Source organism: Hydrogenophaga sp. SL48 (assembly GCF_021729865.1).
Lineage (GTDB): Bacteria > Pseudomonadota > Gammaproteobacteria > Burkholderiales > Burkholderiaceae_C > Hydrogenophaga.
In genome coordinates, this window is record NZ_CP063400.1 from 2,691,606 (window position 1) to 2,714,957 (window position 23,352).

At 67.6% G+C, this 23,352-nt stretch carries 24 protein-coding genes; 6 read left to right on the top strand and 18 right to left on the bottom strand.

The features are described 5' to 3' along the window. Positions 1–55: 55 nt before the first annotated feature. The 6 genes from arsA to IM738_RS12730 all read right to left on the bottom strand — a co-directional run bounded on the left by arsA (position 56) and on the right by IM738_RS12730 (position 5,965). Complete coding sequence (gene arsA, locus IM738_RS12705) at positions 56–1,858, bottom strand: arsenical pump-driving ATPase (protein WP_236966219.1); 1,803 nt, start codon at positions 1,856–1,858, stop codon at positions 56–58. Positions 1,859–1,996: 138 nt separating this feature from the next. Beyond that, a complete protein-coding gene (locus IM738_RS12710) occupies positions 1,997–3,400 on the bottom strand; it encodes a HAMP domain-containing sensor histidine kinase (RefSeq protein ID WP_236966220.1) in 1,404 nt (467 codons plus the stop codon). A gap of 24 nt (positions 3,401–3,424) precedes the next feature. Then, on the bottom strand, positions 3,425–4,126 hold the full coding sequence (locus tag IM738_RS12715; RefSeq protein ID WP_236966221.1) for a response regulator transcription factor: 702 nt from the start codon (positions 4,124–4,126) through the stop codon (positions 3,425–3,427). Between the two features lie 4 nt (positions 4,127–4,130). Beyond that, on the bottom strand, positions 4,131–4,430 hold the full coding sequence (locus IM738_RS12720) for a hypothetical protein (protein ID WP_236966222.1): 300 nt from the start codon (positions 4,428–4,430) through the stop codon (positions 4,131–4,133). A 23-nt stretch (positions 4,431–4,453) separates the two neighbouring features. Further along, complete coding sequence (locus IM738_RS12725; RefSeq protein ID WP_236966223.1) at positions 4,454–4,924, bottom strand: Spy/CpxP family protein refolding chaperone; 471 nt, start codon at positions 4,922–4,924, stop codon at positions 4,454–4,456. Between the two features lie 69 nt (positions 4,925–4,993). Next, on the bottom strand, positions 4,994–5,965 hold the full coding sequence (locus tag IM738_RS12730; RefSeq protein WP_236966224.1) for a LysR family transcriptional regulator: 972 nt from the start codon (positions 5,963–5,965) through the stop codon (positions 4,994–4,996). A 78-nt stretch (positions 5,966–6,043) separates the two neighbouring features. Between IM738_RS12730 and uraD the strand changes: the two genes are divergently transcribed. The 4 genes from uraD to IM738_RS12750 all read left to right on the top strand — a co-directional run bounded on the left by uraD (position 6,044) and on the right by IM738_RS12750 (position 9,637). Next, positions 6,044–6,637 (top strand): 2-oxo-4-hydroxy-4-carboxy-5-ureidoimidazoline decarboxylase, encoded by a 594-nt coding sequence (uraD, locus tag IM738_RS12735; protein WP_236966225.1) that lies wholly within the window; start codon positions 6,044–6,046, stop codon positions 6,635–6,637. After that, entirely contained in the window at positions 6,634–7,617 is a 984-nt protein-coding gene (locus IM738_RS12740) for a Bug family tripartite tricarboxylate transporter substrate binding protein (RefSeq protein ID WP_236966226.1), read from the top strand. The genes uraD and IM738_RS12740 overlap by 4 nt, the downstream gene beginning before the upstream one ends. A gap of 7 nt (positions 7,618–7,624) precedes the next feature. Further along, on the top strand, positions 7,625–7,993 hold the full coding sequence (locus IM738_RS12745; RefSeq protein ID WP_236966227.1) for a hydroxyisourate hydrolase: 369 nt from the start codon (positions 7,625–7,627) through the stop codon (positions 7,991–7,993). 279 nt (positions 7,994–8,272) lie between these two features. Next, on the top strand, positions 8,273–9,637 hold the full coding sequence (locus IM738_RS12750; protein WP_236966228.1) for an esterase-like activity of phytase family protein: 1,365 nt from the start codon (positions 8,273–8,275) through the stop codon (positions 9,635–9,637). 51 nt (positions 9,638–9,688) lie between these two features. Here IM738_RS12750 and IM738_RS12755 read toward each other — a convergent pair whose 3' ends face one another. From IM738_RS12755 to IM738_RS12785, 7 genes are all read right to left on the bottom strand, one after another. Next, positions 9,689–10,687 carry an aldo/keto reductase gene (locus IM738_RS12755; protein WP_236966229.1) on the bottom strand — a complete coding sequence of 333 codons (999 nt, stop codon included), beginning with the start codon at positions 10,685–10,687 and terminating at the stop codon, positions 9,689–9,691. Between the two features lie 76 nt (positions 10,688–10,763). Then, a complete protein-coding gene (locus IM738_RS12760) occupies positions 10,764–11,714 on the bottom strand; it encodes a Gfo/Idh/MocA family oxidoreductase (RefSeq protein WP_236966230.1) in 951 nt (316 codons plus the stop codon). A 1-nt stretch (position 11,715) separates the two neighbouring features. Continuing rightward, positions 11,716–12,594, bottom strand: coding sequence for a class III extradiol dioxygenase subunit beta (locus IM738_RS12765; protein ID WP_236966231.1), 879 nt, complete (start codon positions 12,592–12,594; stop codon positions 11,716–11,718). A 2-nt stretch (positions 12,595–12,596) separates the two neighbouring features. Next, entirely contained in the window at positions 12,597–13,034 is a 438-nt protein-coding gene (gene ligA / locus IM738_RS12770; RefSeq protein WP_236966232.1) for a protocatechuate 4,5-dioxygenase subunit alpha, read from the bottom strand. A 68-nt stretch (positions 13,035–13,102) separates the two neighbouring features. Then, the gene (locus IM738_RS12775; RefSeq protein WP_272907867.1) at positions 13,103–14,038 is read right to left on the bottom strand and encodes an amidohydrolase family protein; all 936 of its coding nucleotides are present in this window, start codon (positions 14,036–14,038) and stop codon (positions 13,103–13,105) included. Positions 14,039–14,159: 121 nt separating this feature from the next. Further along, positions 14,160–14,843, bottom strand: a complete 684-nt coding sequence (ligK, locus tag IM738_RS12780) for a 4-carboxy-4-hydroxy-2-oxoadipate aldolase/oxaloacetate decarboxylase (RefSeq protein ID WP_236966233.1) — start codon at positions 14,841–14,843, stop codon at positions 14,160–14,162. Positions 14,844–14,895: 52 nt separating this feature from the next. Continuing rightward, positions 14,896–15,942, bottom strand: a complete 1,047-nt coding sequence (locus IM738_RS12785) for an amidohydrolase family protein (protein ID WP_236966234.1) — start codon at positions 15,940–15,942, stop codon at positions 14,896–14,898. 225 nt (positions 15,943–16,167) lie between these two features. Here IM738_RS12785 and IM738_RS12790 point away from each other — a divergent pair, with 225 nt between their 5' ends. Then, on the top strand, positions 16,168–17,166 hold the full coding sequence (locus tag IM738_RS12790; protein WP_236966235.1) for a Bug family tripartite tricarboxylate transporter substrate binding protein: 999 nt from the start codon (positions 16,168–16,170) through the stop codon (positions 17,164–17,166). Positions 17,167–17,445: 279 nt separating this feature from the next. Then, entirely contained in the window at positions 17,446–18,348 is a 903-nt protein-coding gene (locus IM738_RS12795) for a LysR substrate-binding domain-containing protein (protein WP_236966236.1), read from the top strand. 221 nt (positions 18,349–18,569) lie between these two features. Here the strand turns inward: IM738_RS12795 and IM738_RS12800 are convergent, their stop codons facing one another. From IM738_RS12800 to IM738_RS12820, 5 genes are read right to left on the bottom strand one after another with little or no spacing between them, the layout of a single operon-like run. Then, positions 18,570–19,526, bottom strand: a complete 957-nt coding sequence (locus IM738_RS12800; protein ID WP_236966237.1) for an AEC family transporter — start codon at positions 19,524–19,526, stop codon at positions 18,570–18,572. 47 nt (positions 19,527–19,573) lie between these two features. Beyond that, a complete protein-coding gene (locus IM738_RS12805; protein ID WP_236966238.1) occupies positions 19,574–20,491 on the bottom strand; it encodes an NAD(P)-dependent oxidoreductase in 918 nt (305 codons plus the stop codon). Between the two features lie 8 nt (positions 20,492–20,499). Beyond that, a complete protein-coding gene (locus tag IM738_RS12810) occupies positions 20,500–21,489 on the bottom strand; it encodes a Bug family tripartite tricarboxylate transporter substrate binding protein (RefSeq protein ID WP_236966239.1) in 990 nt (329 codons plus the stop codon). A 30-nt stretch (positions 21,490–21,519) separates the two neighbouring features. Continuing rightward, a complete protein-coding gene (locus IM738_RS12815) occupies positions 21,520–22,842 on the bottom strand; it encodes a TRAP transporter large permease (RefSeq protein ID WP_236966240.1) in 1,323 nt (440 codons plus the stop codon). Then, a complete protein-coding gene (locus IM738_RS12820; RefSeq protein ID WP_236966241.1) occupies positions 22,839–23,315 on the bottom strand; it encodes a TRAP transporter small permease in 477 nt (158 codons plus the stop codon). Before IM738_RS12820 ends, IM738_RS12815 begins: the two co-directional genes overlap by 4 nt. Between the last annotated feature and the right edge of the window lie 37 nt (positions 23,316–23,352).

Here is a 23,352-nt window from a genome sequence, read left to right on the forward strand (position 1 = left end):
ACCGTTTTGAATCTGGGCGTTCCGGTGCATCACCGGTTCACCAGCGCACCGACCATCAGGCCGCGGGAGATGGGCCGGAAGCCTGGACCAATGCGCCCAGCGCTTGCACCCCCACCGGCGATTCCGGCAACCAGGGCAGCACAAACGTCCGCTTCGCCAGCCCGCCCGCGATCCGCTCGGTCTGCCGGATTTCACCCGCCAGCCGCGCCTGCAGCAGCGGGTCGGTCGTGCCGGTGGCGGCGATGCTTTTGTTGATGACCCAGGCCCAGGGTTCGATCTGGGCGCGGCGCAGGTCGTCTTGCAGCGCGGCGGCCTGACTGACCGGGGTGACTTCGGGCAGGGTGACGATGATCACGCGCGTCATGCTGCCGTCCTGCAGGCGCATGAGCGGCGTGATGATGTGCAGACCCTTGCTCTCGGCCTGGCCTGCGTACTGCCGCGTCATCTGCCGGTGGTAGGCGCCGGTGGCGTCCATGAGCAGCAGGCTGTGGCCGGTGGGCGCGGTGTCGAGCACCACGAAGGCGCTGCGCGCTTCGTTGACGACTCGGCTGAAGGCGTGGAACACGGCCACCTCTTCGGTGCAGGGCGATTGCAGGTCTTCCAGCAACAGGGCCTTGCCCGGTTCGTCCAGGTCCTTGCCGCGCGTGGCCATGATCTTGGCGATGTAGGCGGCGGTCTCGGCCTTGGGGTCGATGCGCCCGACCTTCAGGCCTTCGAGGCTGCCGTTCAGCGCCTCGGCCACGTGGGCGGCCGGGTCGGTGGTGGTGAGGTGCACGCTCTGGCCGCGCTGCACCAGGCCCACGGCGAGCGCGGCGGCGATGGTCGTCTTGCCCACACCGCCCTTGCCCATGACCATGATGAGCCCGTGACCCACGGCGGCGAGCTCGTCGGCCATGCGGCTGAGCGGTTCGGCCGGCAGCGCGGGGGTAGCCGCATCGGGCGCAGGGGCGGTCACGTCACCGCCTTGCAGCAGCGCCCGCAGCGCGGGCAGGCCCACGGTGTCGAAGGCGCGCAGCGGCACCTCGTCGCGTGGCAGGCGGGCGAGCGCGTCGGGCATGTCCCTCAGCGCCTGGCGGCCCAGCGCTTCGATGGCGTTGGCGATGGGGTCGCTGGCGCTGATGGCGTGGAACACGCCGTTGACGGCGAGGCGCTGGTTGGCCAGGCCGAGCTGGCGCAGCTCGTCGGCGGTGCGTGCGGCTTCCAGCATGGGGCGCGGGTCGGGCCGGGTGACGAGCACCACGGTGGTGAGCGCGGGGTCGCTCAGGGCCTGCAGCGCGGCGTTGAAGCGCGCCTCCTGCATCTTCAGGCCGGAGTGCGGGCCGAGGCAGGAGGCGCCGCGGTCGTTGCCAGCGAGGAAACCGGTCCAGGCCTTGGGCAGGCTCAGAAGGCGCAAGGTGTGGCCGGTGGGCGCGGTGTCGAAGATCACGTGGTCGTGGTCATCATCGATGCCCTCGCCCGCCAGCAGCGCGGCGAATTCGTCGAAGGCGGCGATCTCGGTGGTGCAGGCGCCCGAGAGCTGTTCACGCACGGTCTGGCGTTCGTCCTCGCTCGCGCCGGCCTCAAGCTGCGCGAGCACGCGTTGGCGGTAGGCCTCGGCGGCGGTGTCGGGATCGATGTTGAGCATCTGCAACCCCGGCACGCCGGGCACGGCCACCGGCCGGTTGGAGAGCGGCACGCCCAGCATCTCGTCGAGGTTGGACGCCGCGTCGGTGCTGACCAGCAGCACACGCTGGCCCGCGTCGGCCAGCGCGATGGCGGTGGCAGTGGACAGCGAGGTTTTGCCGACACCCCCCTTGCCGGTGAAGAACAGGAAGCGGGTGGGCGCGCTGGCGAAGCCGGGGAGCATGGGGGTGTTCATGCTTGCAGCATGGCACACGACGCGGCCACCCGGTCTGACCCGCGTCAATCCCGGGGGGTTTTGGCGACGCTGAACAAGTTCATCGTGGCGCGCGCATCCCTGCCGCAGGCGGTCTGCGGCGGCTGGTTCAGAGTGGCCTTAACCCGGCAAGCTCACCGTGACCGCCAGGCCCGGCCGTGCGTTGCGCACCGCGAACGTGCCGCCGTGCGCCTGCGCCACCAGCTTGCACAGGTGCAGGCCCAGGCCCACGCCACCCTGGGCGCGGGTGCGCGCGGTGTCGGGGCGGAAGAAGGGTTCGGCCAGGTGCGGAAGCTGGTCGTCCGGCACACCGGGGCCGTGGTCGCGCACCTCGATCTGGAGACCCCGGCCATCCGCGCGCAGGTGCAGCTCGGGCGGCAGCGGCGCGCCCGCGCTGTGGCGCAGCGCGTTGTCCAGCAGGTTGCGCAGCAGCAGGCGGATGCGCGACGGGTCGAGTGCGAGCGGGGGCAGGGTCGGGTCGGCGTGGAAGGCGATCTCGGTCCTGGCGTCGGGGCGCATGGGCTGGCGCGCCAGCACCTCGGCCACGACCTCCTGGGCCAGCGCGGCCAGCGCCACCGGCTCGCGCTGCAGCGCGGCGTGTTTGGCCGACAGGCGCTCGCTCTCCAGCAGGTCGGTGATGAGGCCGGCCATCTCCTTCAAGTCGCGCATCAGGGCTTCGCGCTGCGGGTTCACGTCCGGGCTCTCGGGCAGCAGCTCGGTGTTGAGCCGCGCGCGGGTGAGCGGGCTGCGCAGCTCGTGGCTGATGGCGAGCAGCAGCGCGCGCTTGGCTTCCAGCATCTGGTGGATGTCCTGGCCCATGGTGTTGATGGTGGCGGCCAGTTCGCCGAGTTCATCGGGGCCGTGCAGGCAGCGCTCGGGGATGGGCTGGCTGAAGTCGCCCGCGCCAAAACGGCGAGCCCCTTCGCCGATCGCGTCCAGCGGCTTGAGCAGTCGGCGCACGTAGAGCCAGGCCAGCAGCGTGAGCACCAGCAACGAGGTGAGCGCGTAGCCGATCAGGCGCGGGCGGCGCTCGAAGACCACGTCGTTGAGGCCGAACTCGATGGTGTGCCCGTCGGCGGTGGTGCGCTGGAGGATGCCGTTCCAGTCCTTGCCGCCGCCCCATTTCTCGCCGTTCCTTTCACCGTTGCGCGGCCCGCCGTCATCGGGCTTGTCGCGCATCCAGTCCGACTCGACCTGACCGGGGTGCGAAGCCCAGTTCACCTGCGGCCCGGCGATGCGCACGGTGAGCGGCAGGCGCTCGGTGACGGCCAGGGCGCGCTCCACGCTGGGCTGACCGCCGTTCGTGATCTCGGCGGCGATGCGGTCCACGTAGTCCATCAGCAACGGGCGCGCGGCCTCGCGCCAGCCCATGGAAAACGCCTTCTGCGCGCCGGTGAAAAACACGAAGGTCACGCCCGCGGCGAGCAGCAGGAACACCAGCACCATGCGCAGCTTGATGGAGTGCGCGATGCGGTGCTTGGCGCGCTTCCACGAGGACAGTTTTTTGGCTTGGGCGTCGGTCATGAGGGGTGGCTCAAGAGGGGTGGCTCAAGAGGTCAAACGCCGCAGCGCCAGCGAGTAGCCGGCGTTGCGCAGGGTCTTGATGCAGTCCAGCGGCTCCAGCTTCTTGCGCAGGCGGCTGACCACGATGTCCACTGCGCGGGTGTAGAGCTCGGCCTCGTGGCCGCGCAGCTGGTTGAGGATGTCGTCGCGGCTGAACACCTTGCCGGGCTCGCGGGCCAGCAACAGCAGCAGCTCGTATTCGGTGCCGGTGAGCTCGATGGTTTCACCCGTGCGGCTGACGCTGCGGCGCGCGGTGTCGATCTCCAGCCCGTCGAAACGCAGCGTGGGCGCGGCGCTCATGGCAGGCGTGTGGCCGTTGCCGTTGGGCTTGAGACGGCGCAGCACGGTCTGGATGCGCGCCACCAGCTCGCGCGGCTCGAAGGGTTTGGGCAGGTAGTCGTCGGCACCGATCTCCAGCCCGACGATGCGGTCCATCACCTCGCCGCGCGCGGTGAGCATGATGATGGGGATGTCGCTGTCCTTGCGGATGGTGCGGCAGAGTTCGAAGCCGTCCATCTCGGGCAGCATCACGTCGAGGATGGCGGCGTCAAAGCCGCCGCTGCGCAGCCGCTCCAGCCCCTCGCTGGGCCGGGTGGCGTGCACCAGCTGCAGCTCGAAGCGCTGGAAATACACCGCCAGCGGTGGGCCGAGTTGCTCGTCGTCGTCGATCAGCAGGATGCGGTTCATCGGGTCATTCTGACAGGGCACGGTGCCGCACGATCAGGCGGCGCAGCCGGTGCTGCACGGTCACGCCCAGGCTGTCGAAGCGGTCGGCCGCCGAGAGCAGCGCGGGCAGCAGCGGCAAGGCCTCCGCGGGTTGTTGCTGCGAGAGCCGGGCCCAGAGGTCGAGCGCGTGCTGGCGGTCGAAGCGCGGGCCCCAGACCATGGCCAGCAGCTCGGCGTGCGGGTCGTCGGCCCCGGCCAGCAAGGCCGGGGCATAGGCCCGGCCTTGCTGCGCCAGGTGGTGGATGGGTTCGAAAGCGGGCGACATGGCCGGTGCTTTCAAGGGAGCGATCAGCCCCGGCCCCACCAGCCATGGCCGCGCCGGTCCATCTTCTCGCGCACCTGCTGTTGCTGCGCCGGGGTCAGGCTGTCGTAGAAGTCGCCGAAGGCGGCCAGCACCTTGGGGCCGTTGCCCTGCACCACCTGCGTTTTCTGGTCGAGCAGCGTCTGGGCCTTGGCGCGGTCAAACTTGTCACCCGCCACCAGCGACTTCATGTCGGCGCGCGGGTCGGCGGAGCCGCCCTTGAAGGCCTTGCGCGAAGCGATCATTTCGTCGGCCAGCACAGCCAGCTTGGCTTTCTGATCGGCGTTGAGATCCAGCTTGCTGCTGATTTTTTCGATGGCCTTGCCGCGCACCTCGGTGATGCGTTCGTCGCTCCAGCCGCGGGCGTGGTCGCCGCGCGAGCCGCAGGCGGTGAGACCGCCGAAGACGACGGTGGCGGCGGTGAGGCCAATGAGACTGCGTTTGATCCAGGTTTTCATGTGGGTGCCCCTTTCAGGAAGCTGTTGAACATGACCGTGATGGTGCCGGGACACCGCCTTCCCGGGGTGTCAGCGCGGTAGCGGTTCATTTCGTTTTGTATCGGCGCCGGCCTGGCGCACCCGCTGCAGGTGCAGGTCCACATGGACCGCCAGCGACTCGGCCACGATGCGCGCAATGCGCGGCAGCGGGCGGCTGGCACTGGTGGCCACCGACACGCTCTGCGCCTGCGCGTTGCGGTCGCGCAGCGGCACGAACACCACGCTGCCGTCGAGCACCTCGGGGCCCACGTCCAGCTCCGAGGTCAGCGCCACGTGGCTGCCGCTGCGCACCAGGCTTTTGACCAGCTGCAGCGAGTTCGTCACCAGCGGTGGCCGCGCTTCCTGCAGCAGCCAGCCGTGGCGCTTTTCCAGGTAGCGGCGGATCGCCAGCGCGCGGCTCTGCGCGGCCAGCGGCCAGGCCGCCACCTCCTTGAAGCCGACCTCGGCGAGCGCGGCCAGCGGGTGCGAGGCCGCCACCGCGCAGCCCAGCGGCAGCTCGGCGCTCCAGATCAGGTTCAGGTCGCGCTGGGGCTTGAGGTTGAAGGCCACGGCGATGTCCACGTCGCCGCTGAGCAGGTGGGTCACGGCCTCGTCGGGGCTCACGATCTCGATCTCGATCACGATGCCCGGGTGCTCGCGCGCCGCCGCCTGCAAAAAATCGGGAAGGAAACCGTTGGCGTGGCTGTCCATGGCGGCCAGGCGCAGCTGGCCGTGGTTCACGCCCTGCAGCTGCTTGATGTCGGACAGCGTGCGGTTGAGGTCGGCCTTCCAGCGCTGCGACAGCGCCAGCAGCAGCTCGCCCGCCGCCGTGAGCCGCATGCCGCGCGGCAGACGCTCGAACAGCGGCACGCCCAGGTCTTCTTCCAGGATCAGGATCTGGCGGTCGATGGCCGAGGCGGAGATCGACACCTCGCGCGCGGCGGCCTGGACCGAGCCCAGCTGGGCCACGGCCGCCACGTAACGCAACGCTTTCGGATGCAGGGGACTGTTGAGGCTGCTCATCGTGCTGTTTATTCGAATGATGAATGTCAAATTGTGCGATGGACGGCAACGCAAGGCGACCTCAAACTTCAGGCCAAGATGTCCTCCAAGCCCCACACCCCACTGACCATCTCCGAGCTCCGTTCAATGGACGAGGCCGCGTTCAATGCGCTGCTGGGCTCGGTGGTCGAGCACTCGCCCTGGGTTGCGGAGCGCGCCTGGTCGCTGCGCCCTTTCGCCAGCCAGGCCGCGCTGTTCGACGCCATGGCCCGCGTGATCAACGGCGCCGACGGCGCGCGGCAGCTCGCGCTGCTGTGCGCCCACCCGGAACTCGCGGGCCAGGAGGCCCAGGCGGGCACCATGACCACGGACTCGCAAAACGAACAGACCCGCCTGGGCCTGCTGAGCCTGGACGCCGCCACCGTGCAGCGCATCGCCGCGCTCAACCAGCGCTACCGCGAGCGCTTCGGTTACCCCTTCATCGCCGCGCTGCGGCTGCACGACACGCTGGCCTCGGTGTTCGACGCCTTCGACCAGCGCCTGGCCCACGACGAAGCCACCGAACGCCACACCGCCTTGCAGCAGATCTGCGAAGTCATGCGCGGACGGCTGGCCCGCGTGGTCCAGCCCGACGCCCCCGCCCCCCTTTCGTCTCGCCCCGCCGTCCCCACCCTTGCAGGAACCCAGCCATGAACCCCACCCGCCCCACCCACCGCCTCCTCCTCGCCGCCAGCGCCCTGCTGCCCTTCGCGGCAGCCACCGCCCACGCCCAGGCCTGGCCGCAGAAGCCGATCAAGATCGTCGTCACGTTTGCGCCCGGCGGTTCGTCCGACATCGTGGCGCGCCTGCTGCAGCCCGGCCTGCAGGAGAAGCTGGGCCAGACGGTGATCGTGGAGAACAAGCCCGGCGCGGGCAGCACCATCGGCGCCAACGAGGTGGCCAAGGCCGCGCCCGACGGCTACACCCTGCTGCTGTCGAACACCGCGCCCATGAGCCTCTCGCCGTTCATGATGGACAAGGCGCCCTACGACCCGGTCAAGAGCTTCACGCACATCGCCCACATCGGCTCGGTGCCCAACGTGTTCGTGGTGCACCCCTCGGTGCCGGCGAAGACCATGCCCGAGCTGGTGAAGTGGATCAGCGCCCAGAGCCAGCCGGTGAACTACGGCAGCGGCGGCATGGGCTCCATCGGCCACATCGTGGGCGAGATGTTCAAGAACCAGTACAAGCTGAAGATGGAGCATGTGCCCTACAAAGGCTCATCGCCCATGCACACCGACCTGCTCGGCGGCCAGCTGCAGTTTGCGGTGGACACGCTCACGCAGAACGTGCCCTACATGAAAGACGGCAAGCTGGTCGGCATCGCGGTGACCTCGCGCACCCGCTCGCCCATGTCGCCCGGCGTGCCCACCGTGGCCGAAGCGGGTTACCCCAAGCTGCTGGCGGAAAACTTCCTCGGCATCTCGGCGCCGGCCGGCACGCCAAAGGACGTGGTGGACAAGGTCAACGCCGCCGTGGCCGACGTCGTGTCACGGCCCGACGTGGCCAAGCGCCTGGCCGATCTCGGCGTCGCGGTGGAGAAGATGAGTCCGGCCGAGTTCACCAAGTTCGTGAGCGACCAGGTCACCGAGTGGGCGCCGGAGGTGAAGGCCTCGGGCGCGCGGCTGAACTGAGCCGGTCATGAACGGCGGACTCTCCATTCACTGTGTGGACGTGGCCAGCGGCCGCGTCGCGGCGGGCCTGCGCGTGGCGCTGCAGCGCCTGGGGCCCGACGGCCTGCCGCACGGCCCGCTGATCGCCGAGGGCGCCGTGGGCAGCAACGGCCTGTTGCAGCACCCGGCGCTGATGAGCGAGGCCATCACGGCCGGCGGTTACGAGGTGCGGTTCGAGGTGGGCGCCTTCTACCGCGGCCAGGGCGCGGCCGTGCCGGAGCCGGCGTTTCTCGAAGTGGTGCCCTACCGTTTCCACATCGCCGACACAGCGCAGCACTTCCACCTGCCCTTCAAGTTCACGGCCTGGGGGTTCTCGCTGTTTCGCGGGGGAGCTTGAAAGGCCCCCCGCGCCGCTTCGCGTCACCCCCCTCAAGGGGGGCGGCACTGGCCGTCCGGCAAAGCCGGCCCGGCGGTGCCCTTGGGTTGCACTGCTTCATGCGGTGCGGGTGGCGCTCCGGGGTGATGAAAAACTGACGAGATCGGTACGGCCATGGCGGCGCCTGTCACGGCGTTGCCACGGGATCGTCGCCGTCGCGTCAAACGCGCCCGGCACAGTGGCGCGGCCGCCTGCACCGTTGCAGGCGCTTCCCACCACCGACGACCGAGAGCCCCGACCATGCGCCGATCCCCCGCCTTGTCCCTGAGCCTGAGCGCGACCCTGCTCGCCCTCGCCAGCCTGCCGCTGGCCGCCCAGGCCCAGACCACCTTCCCCGCCACGCTCAAGGGCCACGCCATCCTGCCGGCGCAAACCTTCATCGCCGCGCCCAAGGACGCCCCGGCCGATCTGCAGGTCAGTGGCAAGTTCACCACCGGCCAGCGGGTCGAGAAGATCGGCAGCGTTGAAGGCAAGTCCGCCGGCCGCCCCACCGGCGTCTCGCTGCCCTTCAAGGGCCAGCCGGTGCAGGGCCACTCGGGCATCAAGCGCCTGGCCGACGGCAGCTTCTGGCTGCTGACCGACAACGGTGCAGGCTCCAAGGCCAACTCGCCCGACTTCGCCCTCTTCCTCAACCGCTACACGGTGGACTTCAAGAGCGGCCAGTTCAAGCGCCTGCAGACCGTGTTTCTGCACGACCCCGACAAGAAGGTGCCGTTCCGCATCGTCCACGAAGGCACCAAGCAGCGTTACCTCACCGGTTCCGACTTCGACACCGAAGGCTTCCAGATCGCCGACGGGCACTTCTGGATCGGCGACGAGTTTGGCCCGTACCTCATCAAGGCCGACATGAAGGGCCGGGTACGGGCCGTCCATGAAACGAAGGTGGACGGCAAGACCATCGTCTCGCCCGACCACCCTTCGGTCATCACCCCGGGCGCGCCGAATGGCGAACTGAAGTTCCAGTCGCGCCGCTCCAAGGGCTACGAAGGCCTGGCCTCATCGCCCGACGGCAGCAAGCTCTATGCCCTGCTCGAAGGCGCGCTGTGGGACGAAGCCACCAAGGCGCCCGAAGCGCTGGACGGCAAACAGTTCCTGCGTGTGCTGGAGTTCGACGTGAAGGCCGAGCAGTGGACCGGCCGCCACTGGAAGTACGTGCTCGACGCCAACCACCACGCCATCGGCGACTTCAACATGATCGATGCCACCACCGGCCTGATCATCGAGCGCGACAACGGCGAAGGCACGGCCGACAAGGCCTGCCCCGAAGGCCAGAAACGCACCGACTGCTTCCACGACCTGGCAAAGTTCAAGCGCATCGTCAAGATCGAGCTGACTGAGGCCAACGTGGGCAGCCCGCTGCGCAAGATCGGCCACATCGACCTGATGGCCATCGCCGACCCGAACAAGCTGGCCCGCAAGCCCCTGACCAACGGCGTGCTGAGCTTCCCCTTCTTCACGATCGAAAACGTGGACGTGGTGGACGCGACGCACATCGTGGTGGGCAACGACAACAACCTGCCGTTTTCCAGCAGCCGCGAGCCGAACCAGGCCGACGACAACGAGCTGATGTTGCTGGAGGTGGGGGACTTCCTCAAGGCGCGCTGAGCGCCGCCCTGGCCAAAGACAACCGGCCAAGGCCGGTTGTCTTTTTTTGTCTCAGAACACCTCGGTGTCCACCTCGGTGTTGGCCTGGGCGGTGTAGCGGTCACCGTGCACGGTGTGCTGGTTGATCAGCGTGTTCAGGCGCGCGATCACATCGGCCGACAGCCCCACGCTGGCCGCGCCGATGTCGTCCATCAGGTGCTCCACGTTCGTCGTGCCGGGGATGGGCAGGATGTCGTCGCCCTGGTGCAGCAGCCAGGCAATCGCCAGCTGCGCGGGCGTGCAACCGACCTCGGCCGCGATGGCGTTGTAGGCGGGCAGCAACTTCAGGTTGGCGGCGTGGTTCTCGGGCGCGAAGCGCGGCATGCTGCGGCGGATGTCCTTGGCGTCGAAGGCGCTCACATCCAGCTCCCCACACAGGAAACCGCGCGCCACCGGGCTGAACGCCACGAAGCTCACGCCCAGCTCGCGGCAGACTCGCAGCACCGCGATCTCGGGGTTGCGCGTCCACAGCGAGTACTCGGTCTGCAGCGCGGCGATGGGGTGTTCAGCATGGGCCTTGCGCAGCGTCGTCGCCGAGACTTCGCTCAGGCCCACGCTGCGGATCTTGCCCGCGCGCACCAGGTCACCCAGCGCGCCCACGCTGTCTTCGATGGGCACCTGCTTGTCCCAGCGGTGCAGGTAATACAGATCGATCACGTCGGTCTGCAGGCGCTTCAATGCGGCCTCGCAGGTGGCCTTGATGGTGGCGGGCCGGCCGTCGATCACGCGCACCTTCACACCGTCGGCGTTGGGCACGCCCTGCATGCCGCACTTGCTGGCGAGCGTGAATTTCGAGCGGTGTTTCGAGAGGTATTTGCCCACCAGCGTTTCGCTCGCGCCAAAGCCATAGAGCGCGGCGGTGTCGAAGTGCGTCACCCCCGCGTCGAGCGCGGCCAGCAGCACGCGCTCTGCCTGCTGTTCGGAGACCGGAGCGCCGTAGGCATGGCAGATGTTCATGCAGCCCAGGCCGATGGCTGAGACGTTGAAGGGGCCGAGTTGGCGTTGTTGCATGTAAAGAACTCCTGAAATGGAAACGGCCCCAGCCGTGAGGATGGAGCCGTCGATGCTAAAGCCTGCGTGAGTGGAATCAGCCCTTCAGCTGTTGCTCCAGCTGGTGCAGCACCTGATAGCAGTTGAACACCTGTGCCACGCTGGAGTTCGGCTCGCGGCCTTCCTTGATGGCAGCGAAGAACTCGCGATCCTGCAGCTCGATGCCGTTCATGGACACCGCCACTTTGGACACGTCGATCTTCTCTTCCTTGCCGGTGACCAGGTCGTCGTAACGCGCGATGTAGGTCGCGGTGTCGCCGATGTAGCGGAAGAAGGTGCCGAGCGGGCCGTCGTTGTTGAAGCTCAGGCTCAGCGTGCAGATCGCGCCGTTGGCGGCCTTGAGCTGGATGCTCATGTCCATGGCGATGCCCAGCACCGGGTGAATCGGGCCCTGGATGGCGTTGGCCTGCACGATGGGGCTGTTGCACTGGTAGGCGAACAGGTCGACCGTGTGCGCGGCGTGGTGCCACAGCAGGTGGTCGGTCCAGCTGCGGGCCTGGCCCAGCGCGTTGGTGTTGGTGCGGCGGAAGAAGAAGGTCTGCACATCCATCTGCTGGATGTTGAAACGGCCCGCCGTGATCTCGTTGTTCACGTACTGGTGGCTGGGGTTGAAGCGGCGGGTGTGGCCGCACATCGCCACCAGACCGGTCTGCTTCTGCAGCGCCACCACGTCTTCAGCACCCTTCAGGCTGTCGGCCAGGGGAATTTCCACCTGCACGTGTTTGCCGGCCTTCAGGCAGGCGATGGTCTGCTCGGCGTGCATCTGCGTGGGCGTGCAGAGGATGACGGCGTCCACCTCCTTCAGCGCCAGGCTGTCTTCGAGCTTGGTGGTGATGTGTTGGATGCCGTACTTGTCGGCGACTTCCTTGGTCTTCTCCAGGTCGCGGCTGATCAGCGACACGACTTCAACGCCGTCGATGTTCTGGATGCCGTCCAGGTGCTTGATGCCGAAGGCGCCGGCACCGGCGAGGGCTACTTTGATGGTCATGTCAGTTGTTCTCCAGGATGAGGTGGCCCACGGCCGTGTTGGACGCGGGCACATGGTAGAAGCGGTGCTTCACGATCGGCGCAGGGCCTTGCACCTTGCCGTCCACGATGTCGGACATGGCGCCACGGGCGATCAGCCACATCACGAGTTCGATGCCTTCACTGCCGGCTTCGCGCACGTAGTCGATGTGCGGCGTGTCGGCGCAGCCCACCGGGTCGGCGATCATCTTGTCGAGCCAGGCGTTGTCCCACTCGCGGTTGATCAGGCCGGCGCGCGCGCCCTGCAGCTGGTGGCTCATGCCGCCCGTGCCCCAGATGTGCACGTTCAGGTTGTCGTCGTAGCTCTCCACCGCCTTGCGGATGGCCTGGCCGAGCATGAAGCAGCGCTTGCCCGAGGGCACTGGGTACTGCACCACGTTGACCGCGAACGGGATCACCGGGCAGGGCCAGGCGTCTTTCTTCGGGTCGAGTTCGCCGCACATCAGCGACAGCGGCACGGTGAGTCCGTGGTCCACGTCCATCTTGTTGACGATGGTGAGGTCGAAGTCCTGCTGGATCACGCTCTGCGCGATGTGCGAGGCCAGATCGGGGTGGCCGATGACCTTGGGCACCGGGCGCGGACCCCAGCCTTCGTCGGCCGGTGTGAACTCGGCGGCGGTGCCGATGGCGAAGGTGGGAATCATCTCCAGGCTGAAGGCCGTGGCGTGGTCGTTGAAGACGAGGAAGATGACGTCGGGCTTGTTGTCCTTCATCCACTGCTTGGAGTAGTCGTACCCCGCGAACAGCGGCTTCCAGTAGTCCTCTTTGGTCTTGCCCAGGTCCATGGCCGCGCCGATGGCGGGCACGTGGGAGGTGAAAACGGATGCGGTGATCTTGGCCATGTTCAAACTTTCTTTCCTGCTGCGCCCTGGGGTTGGCGATGGGGTTGTGCGTCTCCGTCCTCGCCCACGTAGCGGTTGCCCTCGGCACTGCGGCCGCCCTTGATCATCATGTCGCGGTATTCGGCTTCGGTCATGCCGGTCATCGAGCCCGCCATCTGCTGGAAGCTCTTGCCATCGGTCGCGCCGATCTTGGCCAGGAAGTAAATGTTGCCGCCCGTGCGCATGCACCAGTTGAGGTCGCGCGCCAGCACGGCCTGCTTCTGCTCTTCGGTCATCGCCCATTCGTCGAGGTAGGCGCGTTCGTCGGCCTTGAACTTCTCGCGGTTCTCGGCTTTCATGAGCGACATGCAGAACTGGTTGAGCCAGAAGCCTTTTCGGCTTTGCTCGGCGTCGAAGATGATCGTGCCGGGCACGTCGAGGTAGGGTTTTTCGAGGGACATGGTGTGCTCCTGTGATCCGTTCAGCCTGCGCCTGTCGAACGCTTCGACAGCCCCAGCCCGAACGCGTGTTATCTGACTTCCTCAGGCCAATAGAGACGCATCGGGTTGTCCACCAGCAGCTTCTTCTGCAGCTCGGCGGTGGGCGCGATGTGCGGGATGAAATCCACCAGCAGGCCGTCATCGGGCATGTGGTCCTTCAGGTTCGGGTGGGGCCAGTCGGTGCCCCAGAGCACGCGGTCGGGGAACTGCTCGACGATGCGCTTCGCAAACGGGATCACGTCGGTGTAGGCGTTCTGCTCGCCGTTCAGTGCCTTGGGGCCGGTGACCGACAGGCGCTCGGGGCAGCTCACTTTGCTCCACACGTTGCCGTGCTCGCGCATGAACTTCTCGAACAGCGCGAACTGCGGGCCGTCCACCGGCAACGACACGTCCGGCCGGCCCATGTGGTCCACCACCACGGTGGTGGGCAGCGCGGTGAAGAAGTCCCACAGCTCGGGCAGGTCCACCGCCTCGAAGTAGATGACCACGTGCCAGCCGAGCTTGTTGATGCGGCTGGCGATCTCCAGCAGCTCGTCCTTCGGCGTGAAGTCCACCAGGCGCTTGACGAAGTTGAAGCGCACACCGCGCACGCCGGCGGCGTGGAGCTTCTGCAGCTCTTCATCGGTGATGCTGCGCTTGACCGTGGCCACGCCACGCGCCTTGCCACCGCTGGAGAGGCAGGCATCCACCATGGCCCGGTTGTCGGCGCCGTGGCAGGTGGCCTGCACCACCACGTTGCGGGCGAAGCCCAGGTGGTCGCGCAGCGCGTACAGCTCGTGCTTGCTCGCGTCGCAGGGCGTGTACTTGCGCTCGGGTGCGTAGGGGAACTCGGCCCCCGGGCCGAACACGTGGCAGTGCGCGTCCACCGCGCCGGCGGGCAGCTGGAAGCTGGGTTTGGACGGACCGGTGTACCAGTCCATCCAGCCTGCGGTTTTGGTGAAGTCACCGGAAGTGGGTTTGCTCATGCGTTGATCTCTGTGTTGGGTTGCCCAAGCTGCCGTTGAAAGGCCAAAACCACCGTTCGCCCTGAGCTTGTCGAAGGGCTCGCGAGGGCTTCGACAGGCTCAGCCCGAACGGGGGATGGAGTCAGTCGATATAACGCAAGCCCGCAGCAGCCAGCGGCTCACGCATCTTGTACATGTCCAGCCCCAGCACGCCCGAGGCCAGCTTGTCGCGCTTCTCGCCCTCGAAGCTCTCGCGCTTGATCGCAGCAGCCAGCGTTTCCGCCGCACGCGCCGCAGGCACGCAGACCACGCCATCGTCGTCAGCCACGATCACGTCGCCGGGCGTGACCAGCATGCCGGCGCAGACGATGGGAATGTTCACCGAGCCCAGCGTGGCCTTGATGGTGCCCTTGGAAGAGATCGCCTTGGACCACACCGGGAAGTTCATTTCCTTGAGCGTCTTCACGTCGCGCACGCCGGCATCGATGACCAGGCCACGGGCGCCGCGCGCCTGGAAACTGGTGGCCAGCAGATCGCCAAAATAGCCATCGCTGCACTCGGCCGTGACGGCCGCGACCACGATGTCGCCGGGCTGGATCTGCTCGGCTGCGACGTGCATCATCCAGTTGTCACCCGGCTGCAGCAGCACGGTGATCGCCGTGCCCGAGACCTGCACACCGGTCTGGATCGGGCGCATGTAGGGCTTGAGCAGGCCGACGCGGCCCATGGCCTCGTGCACGGTGGCCGAGCCCAGCGCGGCCAGGCCGTCGGCCGCAGCGCGGTCGGCCCGGGTGATGTTGCGGTAAACGACGCCGAGTTGATACATGTCGATCTCCTGGTTTTGATTCCCTCTCCCGCCAGCGGGAGAGGGAGTGAAGTCAGAGGCTCTTCGCCTTGAGCGCCGCGTCCAGACGCGGGAACACACGGCGCGCATTGCCCTCGTACACCTTGTAGCGGTCATCCCCCACGACGATGGTGCTCGCTTCGATGTAGCGCTTGGTGTCGTCGTAGTAGTGACCGGTTTCGGGGTCGATGCCGCGCACGGCGCCGATCATTTCCGAGGCGAACAGGATGTTGTCCACCGGGATCACCTTGGTCAGCAGGTCGATGCCCGGCTGGTGGTACACGCAGGTGTCGAAGAAGATGTTGTTGAGCAGGTGGTCTTTCAGCAGCGGCTTCTTCAGCTCCTGCGCCAGGCCACGGAAACGGCCCCAGTGGTAAGGCACCGCGCCGCCACCGTGGGGGATGATGAATTTCAGCGTCGGGAAATCCTTGAACAGGTCGCTGGTCAGGCACTGCATGAAGGCCGTGGTGTCGGCGTTCAGGTAGTGCGCGCCGGTGGTGTGGAAGCAGGCGTTGCAGCTGGTGGACACGTGCACCATGGCCGGGATGTCGTGCTCCACCATCTTCTCGTAGATGGGGTACCAGGCCTTGTCACTCAGCGGCGGGCTGGTCCAGTGGCCGCCCGAAGGATCGGGGTTCAGGTTGATGCCGACGTTGCCGTATTCCTTGACGCACTTTTCCAGCTCGGGGATGCAGGTGGCCGGGTCCACGCCCGGGCTCTGCGGCAGCATCGCGGCGGGAATGAAGTGGTCGGGGAACAGCTGGCTCACGCGGTAGCAGAGCTCGTTGCAGATCGCGGCCCAGGTGGAGCTGATGTTGAAGTCGCCGATGTGGTGGGCCATGAAGCTCGCGCGCGGCGAGAAGATGGTGAGGTCGGAGCCACGTTCCTTCATCAGGCGCAGCTGGTTGGTCTCGATGGACTCGCGCAGCTCGTCGTCGCTGATCTTCAGGTCGCTCACCTTGGGCATGGACGCCGGGTCCTTGATGCCGGCGATCTGCGCGTTGCGCCAGTTCTCCAGGGCCTTGGGCGCCGTGGTGTAGTGGCCGTGGCAGTCGATGATGAGGGGCTTTTGCTGGCTCATGGAAGGTCTCCTGTCAGGGCTTTGAAAGTGGGTGCATTCTGGTCCCCACCCGGCACACACTCAAGAGGCATAACCCACTACCAGCTATCGCAAAAGAGCATTTCAAAACCATCGAAATGCCGGCGACGCATAGCAGCTGTTCGCCAGGGCCGTGGTCCGTTCACGGACAAACTGATAGATTGCCCCTGGCCTTCCCTTCAACACCCAAAAGAGACCGAGACAAGCATGACCACCACCCCTCTCCGCGTCCGCCGCCTGCAGCTGCTGGGTGCACTGGGCGCCAGCGCACTGGCCGCCCTGCCGCTGGCCACCGTTGCGCAGGACTTTCCGACCCGGCCGATCCGCCTGGTCGTGCCCTTCACGCCGGGCGGCAGCACCGACATCCTGGCGCGTGCCATCGGCCTGGAGCTGGGCAAGGCCTGGGGCCAGTCGGTGGTGGTCGAAAACGTGCCGGGCGCGGGCGGCGCCATCGGGGCAGAGAAGGTGGCCAAGGCCGCCCCGGACGGCCACACTCTGCTGATGGGCCACATCGGCACGCTGGCCGTGAACCCCAGCCTCTACCCCAGGCTGCCGTACAACCCCTTGAAGGACTTCACCCCCGTGGCCTGGGTGGCCAACGTGCCCAACGTGCTGGTGCTGCACCCCTCGACCCAGGCGGGCAACATGAAAGCCTTCGTGGCCCATGCCAAAGCCAACCCGGGCCGCCTGAACTATGGATCGGGTGGCAACGGCAGTGCGGCCAACCTGGCCACCGAGTACCTGAAGATGCGCACCGACATCTCGCTGGTCCACATCCCCTACCGGGGCACGGCGCCCGCCGTCAACGACCTCGTGGCCGGCCAGACCCAGGTGCTGTTCACCGGCGTGCCGGCCGTCATCGGCCAGATCCGCAACGGCCAGCTCAAGGCGCTGGCGGTGTCGGGCCAGCGGCGCGTCGAGGCCCTGCCCGATGTGCCCACGGTGAACGAGGCGCTGGGCTTCAAGGACTTCGAGGCCGACCAGTGGTACGGGGTGGTGGCGCCCACCGGCACCCCGGCCCCCATCGTGGCCAAGCTCAACCAGGCCATCAACGCCGCGCTGAACGCACCGGAACTCAAGAAGCGCCTGGGCGCCGAGGGGGCCGTGGCCAACCCGACCACCCCCGAGGCCTTTGGCCAATACATCGCGGCCGAGATCGCGCGCTGGAAGCCCGTCATCACCTCTGGGCGCGTGAAGATCGACTGACCCCAGTCGACGGCTCCCCCCGCGCCGCCTTCGGCGTCACCCCCCGGGGGCGATGCGAGTGGCCCGGCAAAGCCGGTTCCACACAGCCTGACCCACCCCCATCGCTTGCCCACGGCGTGTGGCCGCTCCGCCCCTCAAGGGGCGATGCGAGTGGCCCGGCAAAGCCGGTTCCACCGCATCCTGGGGTCTGGGCACTTCGCTTCGGTCTGCTCTTTTTTGAATAGCTGGCCGTCGGTTATCGCAAAGTGGAACAATGAGATCCCTTCCTTCGGAGCTGGCATGGATCTCAAACAACTCGAATATTTCGTGCGCGTCGCCGAGCTGGGCAGTTTCACCCGGGCGGCGATCGCGCTGGACGTGGCGCAGCCCGCGCTCTCGCGGCAGGTGCGCCTGCTGGAGGTCGAACTGCGCCAGAACCTGCTGGTGCGCAACGGCCGCGGCGCGACGCCGACCGACGCCGGCAAGCTGTTGCTGGAACACGGCCGCGGCATCCTGCACCAGGTGGAGCGTGCGCGCGAAGAGCTGGGGCGGGTGCGGGGCGCGCTGGCCGGGCGGGTGGCCATCGGCCTGCCGCCCAGCCTGGCGCGGGTGCTGACCGTGCCGCTGACCCGGGCCTTCCGCGCGCAGCTGCCCGAGGCGCAGCTCTCGATCAGCGAAGGCCTCTCGGCGACCATGCAGGAATGGCTGCACACCGGCCGGCTCGACATCGCGGTGCTCTACAACGCCATGCCCGCGCCCGACATCGAGATCAGCCCCTTGCTGGAAGAAGAGCTGCTGCTGGTGCAGCCGCGCCCGCCCGGGCTGGCCGAAGAGCCGCCGCCGCCGCCGGTACCGCTGGCCGAGGTGGCCGCGCTGCCGCTGGTGATCCCGAGCCGGCCGAACGCGATCCGCATGCACGTCGAGGCGGAGATGGCCAACATCGGCTGTCGCCCGCAGATCGCGCTGGAGATCGACGGTGTCTCCGCCATCCTCGATCTGGTCGCCGACGGCTTGGGCAGCGCCCTGCTCTCGCGCCACGCCGTGGCCAGCTCGATCCGCCCCTCGGCCTACCGCACGCGGCCGGTCAACCCGCCGCTGCGCACCCGCGCCAGCCTGGCCGTCAGCTCGCAGCGCCCGGCCACACTCACCCAGCGTGCCGCGCTGGGCATCATTGCCGAGGTGAGCCGCAGCCTGGGACTGTGAAAGCCCACCCCCGCCGCGCTGCGCGCGACCCCTCAAGGGGGCTGAGGGCCGCGGCTCCAAGCCTGCCTGTGCAGGCTTGGACGGCCCGAAGAAGCCTCGCCTCTGGCGAGGCTGCGGCCTGCAAGGCGCACTGGCCGTCCGGCAGAGCCGGCCCGGCGGTGCCCTGGGCTGCACCGGCTCATGCATGAGGGCAGCGCTCCGGCGTCGTGGGCCATGCTTGTTCAGGCGAGCCAGCCCACCCCGTGGCGCAGCAGCCAGAGCAAGGCGCTCAGCGTGAAGAACGACGACAGCGTGATCACCAGCAGCGCGGCCGAGGCCAGGCCTTCGTGGCCGTGGCGCTGGGACAGGATGGTGTAGATGCCCATGGTGGGCATGGCGCAGGTGAGCAACAGGGCCACGCGTAATTGCGGGTCGTCCAGCGGCACCAGCCAGGTCAGCACCAGCAGCATGCACAGCGGGTGCAGCACCAGCTTGCCCAGGCCGATCTGCGCCACCGTGCGACGCAGGCCCTTCAGGGGCTGGCCCACGAGGCTGCCGCCGATCACGAACAGCGAGAGCGCGCTGCTGGCCTGCGCAAACAGGGTGACGGTGCGCGACAGCGGCGACGGGATGTGCAGCCCCAGCACCGACACCAGCATGCCGGCCAGGATGGCGATGATCAGCGGGTTGCGCAGCAGGCCCTGGAGGGTCTGGAGCACGGCCCGCTGCCACTGGCCGGCCTCGTGCCGGTCCATGTCGGCCAGCGCCAGCAACACCGGGATGATCAGCAGGTTCTCGACCACCATGTTCAGCGCCAGGCTCACGCCGGCCACCGACGCACCCAGGGTGAGCATCAGGATCGGGTAGCCCACGTAACCGCTGTTGGGGCAGGACATGCCCATGGCCATCACGCTGGACAGGCTCATCGAGCGCTTCGCGACAAAGCGGGACCACAGAAAGGCCGCCGCCAGCACCAGGCCGCTGCCCAGCGCATAGGCCAGCAGATACCGGCCGTTGAAGATCTCGCCCACGCTGCGCTGCGACAGCGCATTGAACAGCAGAGCGGGCAGCGCGATGTTGATCACGAACTTGCCGAACACACGCATGTCGGCCTTGGCAAACAGGCCCCAGCGGGTCACCGCAAAACCGAGGGCGATGCAGAGGTAGATCGGGCCGGTGATGGCCAGGATGTCGAGCATGGGTGGGGGTCAGGTGGGCAATGCCCCGCGCGACGGCAACACGCGGGCTACGTGATCCGGTCGTCGTTGGCGGCGGGTTCGCGCGCGGCCAGCAGGCGGTCGGCGAAGGCCTGCCACGGCGGGTTCGGGCCCAGGTCGGCGAACCGGCCGGCGCGGGCCTGCGTGGCCATCCAGTCGTGTTTCTGCGCGATGGCCGCGGCCATGAAGGGTTCGAAGCCGGCCTCGCGCACGGTGTGGGCGACCTCGCGCATTTCTTCGGCGCGGCGTTTTCCGTGTTGCGCCACGCGGCTGAAGAAATAGCTGCCCTGCTTGTGCCAGTCGATGCTGGGGAAGGTTTCCTGCAGCGTGGCGATCATCGCGTCTTCCACGCCGTGGTGGCGTGCGGTGGTGTAGCTCTCGATCACCAGCGCTTCGAGGCCTTTGATCATCACGCTGCGGCACATCTTGGTGGCCGAGGCGATGCCCAGCTTTTCACTGGCCACCGTCGCGTCCATGCCCAGCGCGGCCAGCACCGGCTGCAGGCGCGCGGCGTGCGCGCCGCCCAGCAGCATGGGCACGCGGATGCCGTAGGGCGGCACCGAGGTCATGACACCCGCTTCCACGTAATGAGCGCCTGTGGCGTCGATCAGCGCGGCGGCCTTCTGCTTGGTGCCGGGCGAGGCGGAATTCAGGTCCAGGAACACGCTGCCCGGCCGGATGTGCGGCGCGACCGCTTCGGCCACCGCCAGCGTGTTCGAGGCGGTCACGGCCGAGATCAGCAGCGTGGCCTGCGCGCACAGGCTGGCCACGCCGTCGCAGGCCTCGATGCCCTGCGCAGCAGCGTGGGCCAGCGGCTCGTCACGCTGCGCCGGATCGTCGAACTTCAGGTCCCAGGCCCCGGTCCAGACCGCGCCGGGCTTCAGCCCCGCAGAAAAGGTGCGACCGACCTCGCCGTAGCCGATCAGTCCGATGCGCAAGCTGTCCATGGATCGGGTCACTGCTTCGGTATGCCGGCACGCTGAATGACGCTGCCCCAGCGCTGGATGTCAGAGGCCAGCAACTGAGCCGCTTCATCGGGCGTGCTCATGTCGGCGTCGATGTTCAGGTCGGCCAGCTTCTTCTTCACCTCGGGCTTGGACAGCGCGGCGACGATGTCCTTGTTCAGGCGGTCGATGATGGGGCGCGGCGTCTTGCCGGGCACGGCGAGCGCGTTCCACGACGAGGCCTGGAAGCCCTTGACACCCGCCTCCACGGCCGTGGGCACGTCGGGCAACACGCTCGAACGCTTCTTGCCGGTCACGGCCAGGGCGCGGAAGGCACCGGCCTTGATCTGCGTCAGCGCGGGGCCGAGGATCTCGACACCCACGTCAACCTGCTTGCCGCGCAACGCACCGACCAGCTCCGGCGTCGCCTTGAACGGCACGATCTGCACGTCGATGTCGGCGCTGGACTTGAACAGTTCGGCCGCCAGGTTCTGCGTGCTGCCGATGTTGATGCTGCCGACGTTGAGCTTGTTGGGGTTGGCCTTGGCGAACGCGACCAGCTCGCCCAGGGTCTTGAACGGCGAATCGGCCGGCACCAGCACGGCCAGGTCGAAGGTGCCCAGCGTGGAGACGGGGGCCAGGTCCTTGAGCGTGTCGTAGGGCAGGCTGTTGTACAGGCTGGCCGTGACGGCCGTGCCGTTGGACATCAGGAACATCGTGTGGCCGTCGGGATCGGCCCGTGCCACCGTGCTGGCCGCCACCACGCCGCCGGCACCGGGCTTGTTCTCGATCACCACCGGCTGGCCCAGCGACAGGGTCAGCTCGGCCGCCACGATGCGCGCCGTGAGGTCGCCCGCGCCGCCGGCCGCGAAGGGCACGACGATGCGCAGCGGCTTGCTCGGGAAGGCCTGCGCCATCGCCAAGGGCGCGGCGAACACCGCCACGGCGGAGAGGGCCGACAGCACCACGCTGCGGCGGCGGGCAAAGAAACGGTGGGTCATGGTGTTGTCTCCAGTGTGTTGGGGGGAAACCTAGCCGACGAACTGCACCAGCCAGAGCGAGATCGACGGAAACAGCAGCAGCAGCGTGGTGCGGAAGACGTCGCTGATCAGGAAGGGCATCACGCCCTTGTAGCTCTCGCTGATCGGCACGTCCTTGGCCATGCCGTTCACGACATACACGTTGAGCCCCACCGGCGGCGCCAGCAGGCCGAAACCCACCGTCATCAGCACCATGATGCCGAACCAGATCGCGGTCAGTTCCTGCGACATGCCGAAGTCCATGGCCATGATCATCGGGAAGAAGATCGGGATGGTCAGCAGGATCATGGACAGCTCGTCCATCACCGCGCCCAGCACCACATAGAACAGCAGGATGGCGGTGACCACCATCAACGGCGACAGGCCCCAGCCATTGACCACCTCGGCCAGCATCGCGGGCACCTGCGTCAGCGCCAGCGCCGAGTTCATCAGGTCGGCGCCGATGAAGATCATAAAGATCATGGCGCTGGCCTCGGCCGTCGCATAGAAACACTTCTTGACCTTGGCCCAGGTCAGCTCGCGCTTGAGCAGCGCGGCCACGAAGGTGCAGGCCGCGCCCACGCCCGCCCCTTCGGTGGGGGTGAACAGGCCGCCGTAGATGCCACCGAACACGATCAGGAAGACCACCGCGATCGGCATCACCCCCATCAGCAGCTTGGCGGTCAGGCGGGGCATGTTCTCTTCGTCGTGCTCGGGCGCCTGGCCGGGCACCACGCGCACGTAGATCGCGATGGCGATGATGTAACCCGTCATGGCGATCACGCCGGGAATCATGGCGGCGGCGAACAGCTTGGCGATGTTCTGCTCGGTCAGGATGGCGTAGATCACCAGCGGCACCGAGGGCGGGATCAGGATGCCCAGCGTGCCGCCGGCGGCCAGCGTGCCGGTGGACAGGCGACCGGAATAGCCGTGGCGCTTCATCTCGGGCAGGGCCACCGAGGTGATGGTGGCCGCGGTGGCGATGGACGAGCCGCAGATGGCACCGAAGGCCGCGCTGGCCATCACGGCCGCCATGGCCAGGCCACCCTTGAAGCGCGCCATGATGGTGGCGGCCAGCTCGAACAACGACTTGGAGATGCCCCCCTGCGTGGCGAAGTTGCCCATCAGGATGAAGAGCGGGATCACCGAGAGGTCGTAGCTCGCGAAACGCGCGAAGGCCAGACCGTTGAGGTTGTTCGAGAACGGCAGCCAGCCGACCTGGGTGATGTAGCCGAACACGCCGGCCGAAAACATCGAGATCGCGATCGGCACGCGCAGCGCCATCAGGACCAGCATGACGCCGAAGATGGCGCCCGCCATGGACAGGGAACTCATTGATCTTGCTCCTGGAAATTGCCAATGAACGCCTGATAGAAGGCGATCAGGCCCGTCAGGAACAGCGGCGGGATCATCGCCACGTACGCGATCCACTCGGGGAAGCCGAGCATCATGGTGGTGGTCTCGGACCGGTAGGAGCTGAGGGCGCCCACCGTGGTGCGCCAGGCCAGCAGGAACATGATCAGGCCGAGCGCCAGGCTGCCGAAGCGGTCGAGCCGGGCGTTGATGGCTTCAGGCACCTTGGAGGTGAAGAAGTCCACGATGATGTTGCCGCGGCGCAGCTGGGCCCACGGAAGGAACAGCGCGACGGCCGCACCCGCGGTGACGGCGGTGAGTTCGTAATCACCCACGAGCGAGACGCCCACGGTGTTGCGACCGATCAGGCTGCCGCAGGTCACCAGCGTGATGAGCGTGAGCAGGACACCCGCCAGCAGGGCACAGGCTTTCGCCAGAGTGGACAAGAGTTTCAATGGATCACCTCGATGAGCGAAGGCGCGCCGGAGCGGT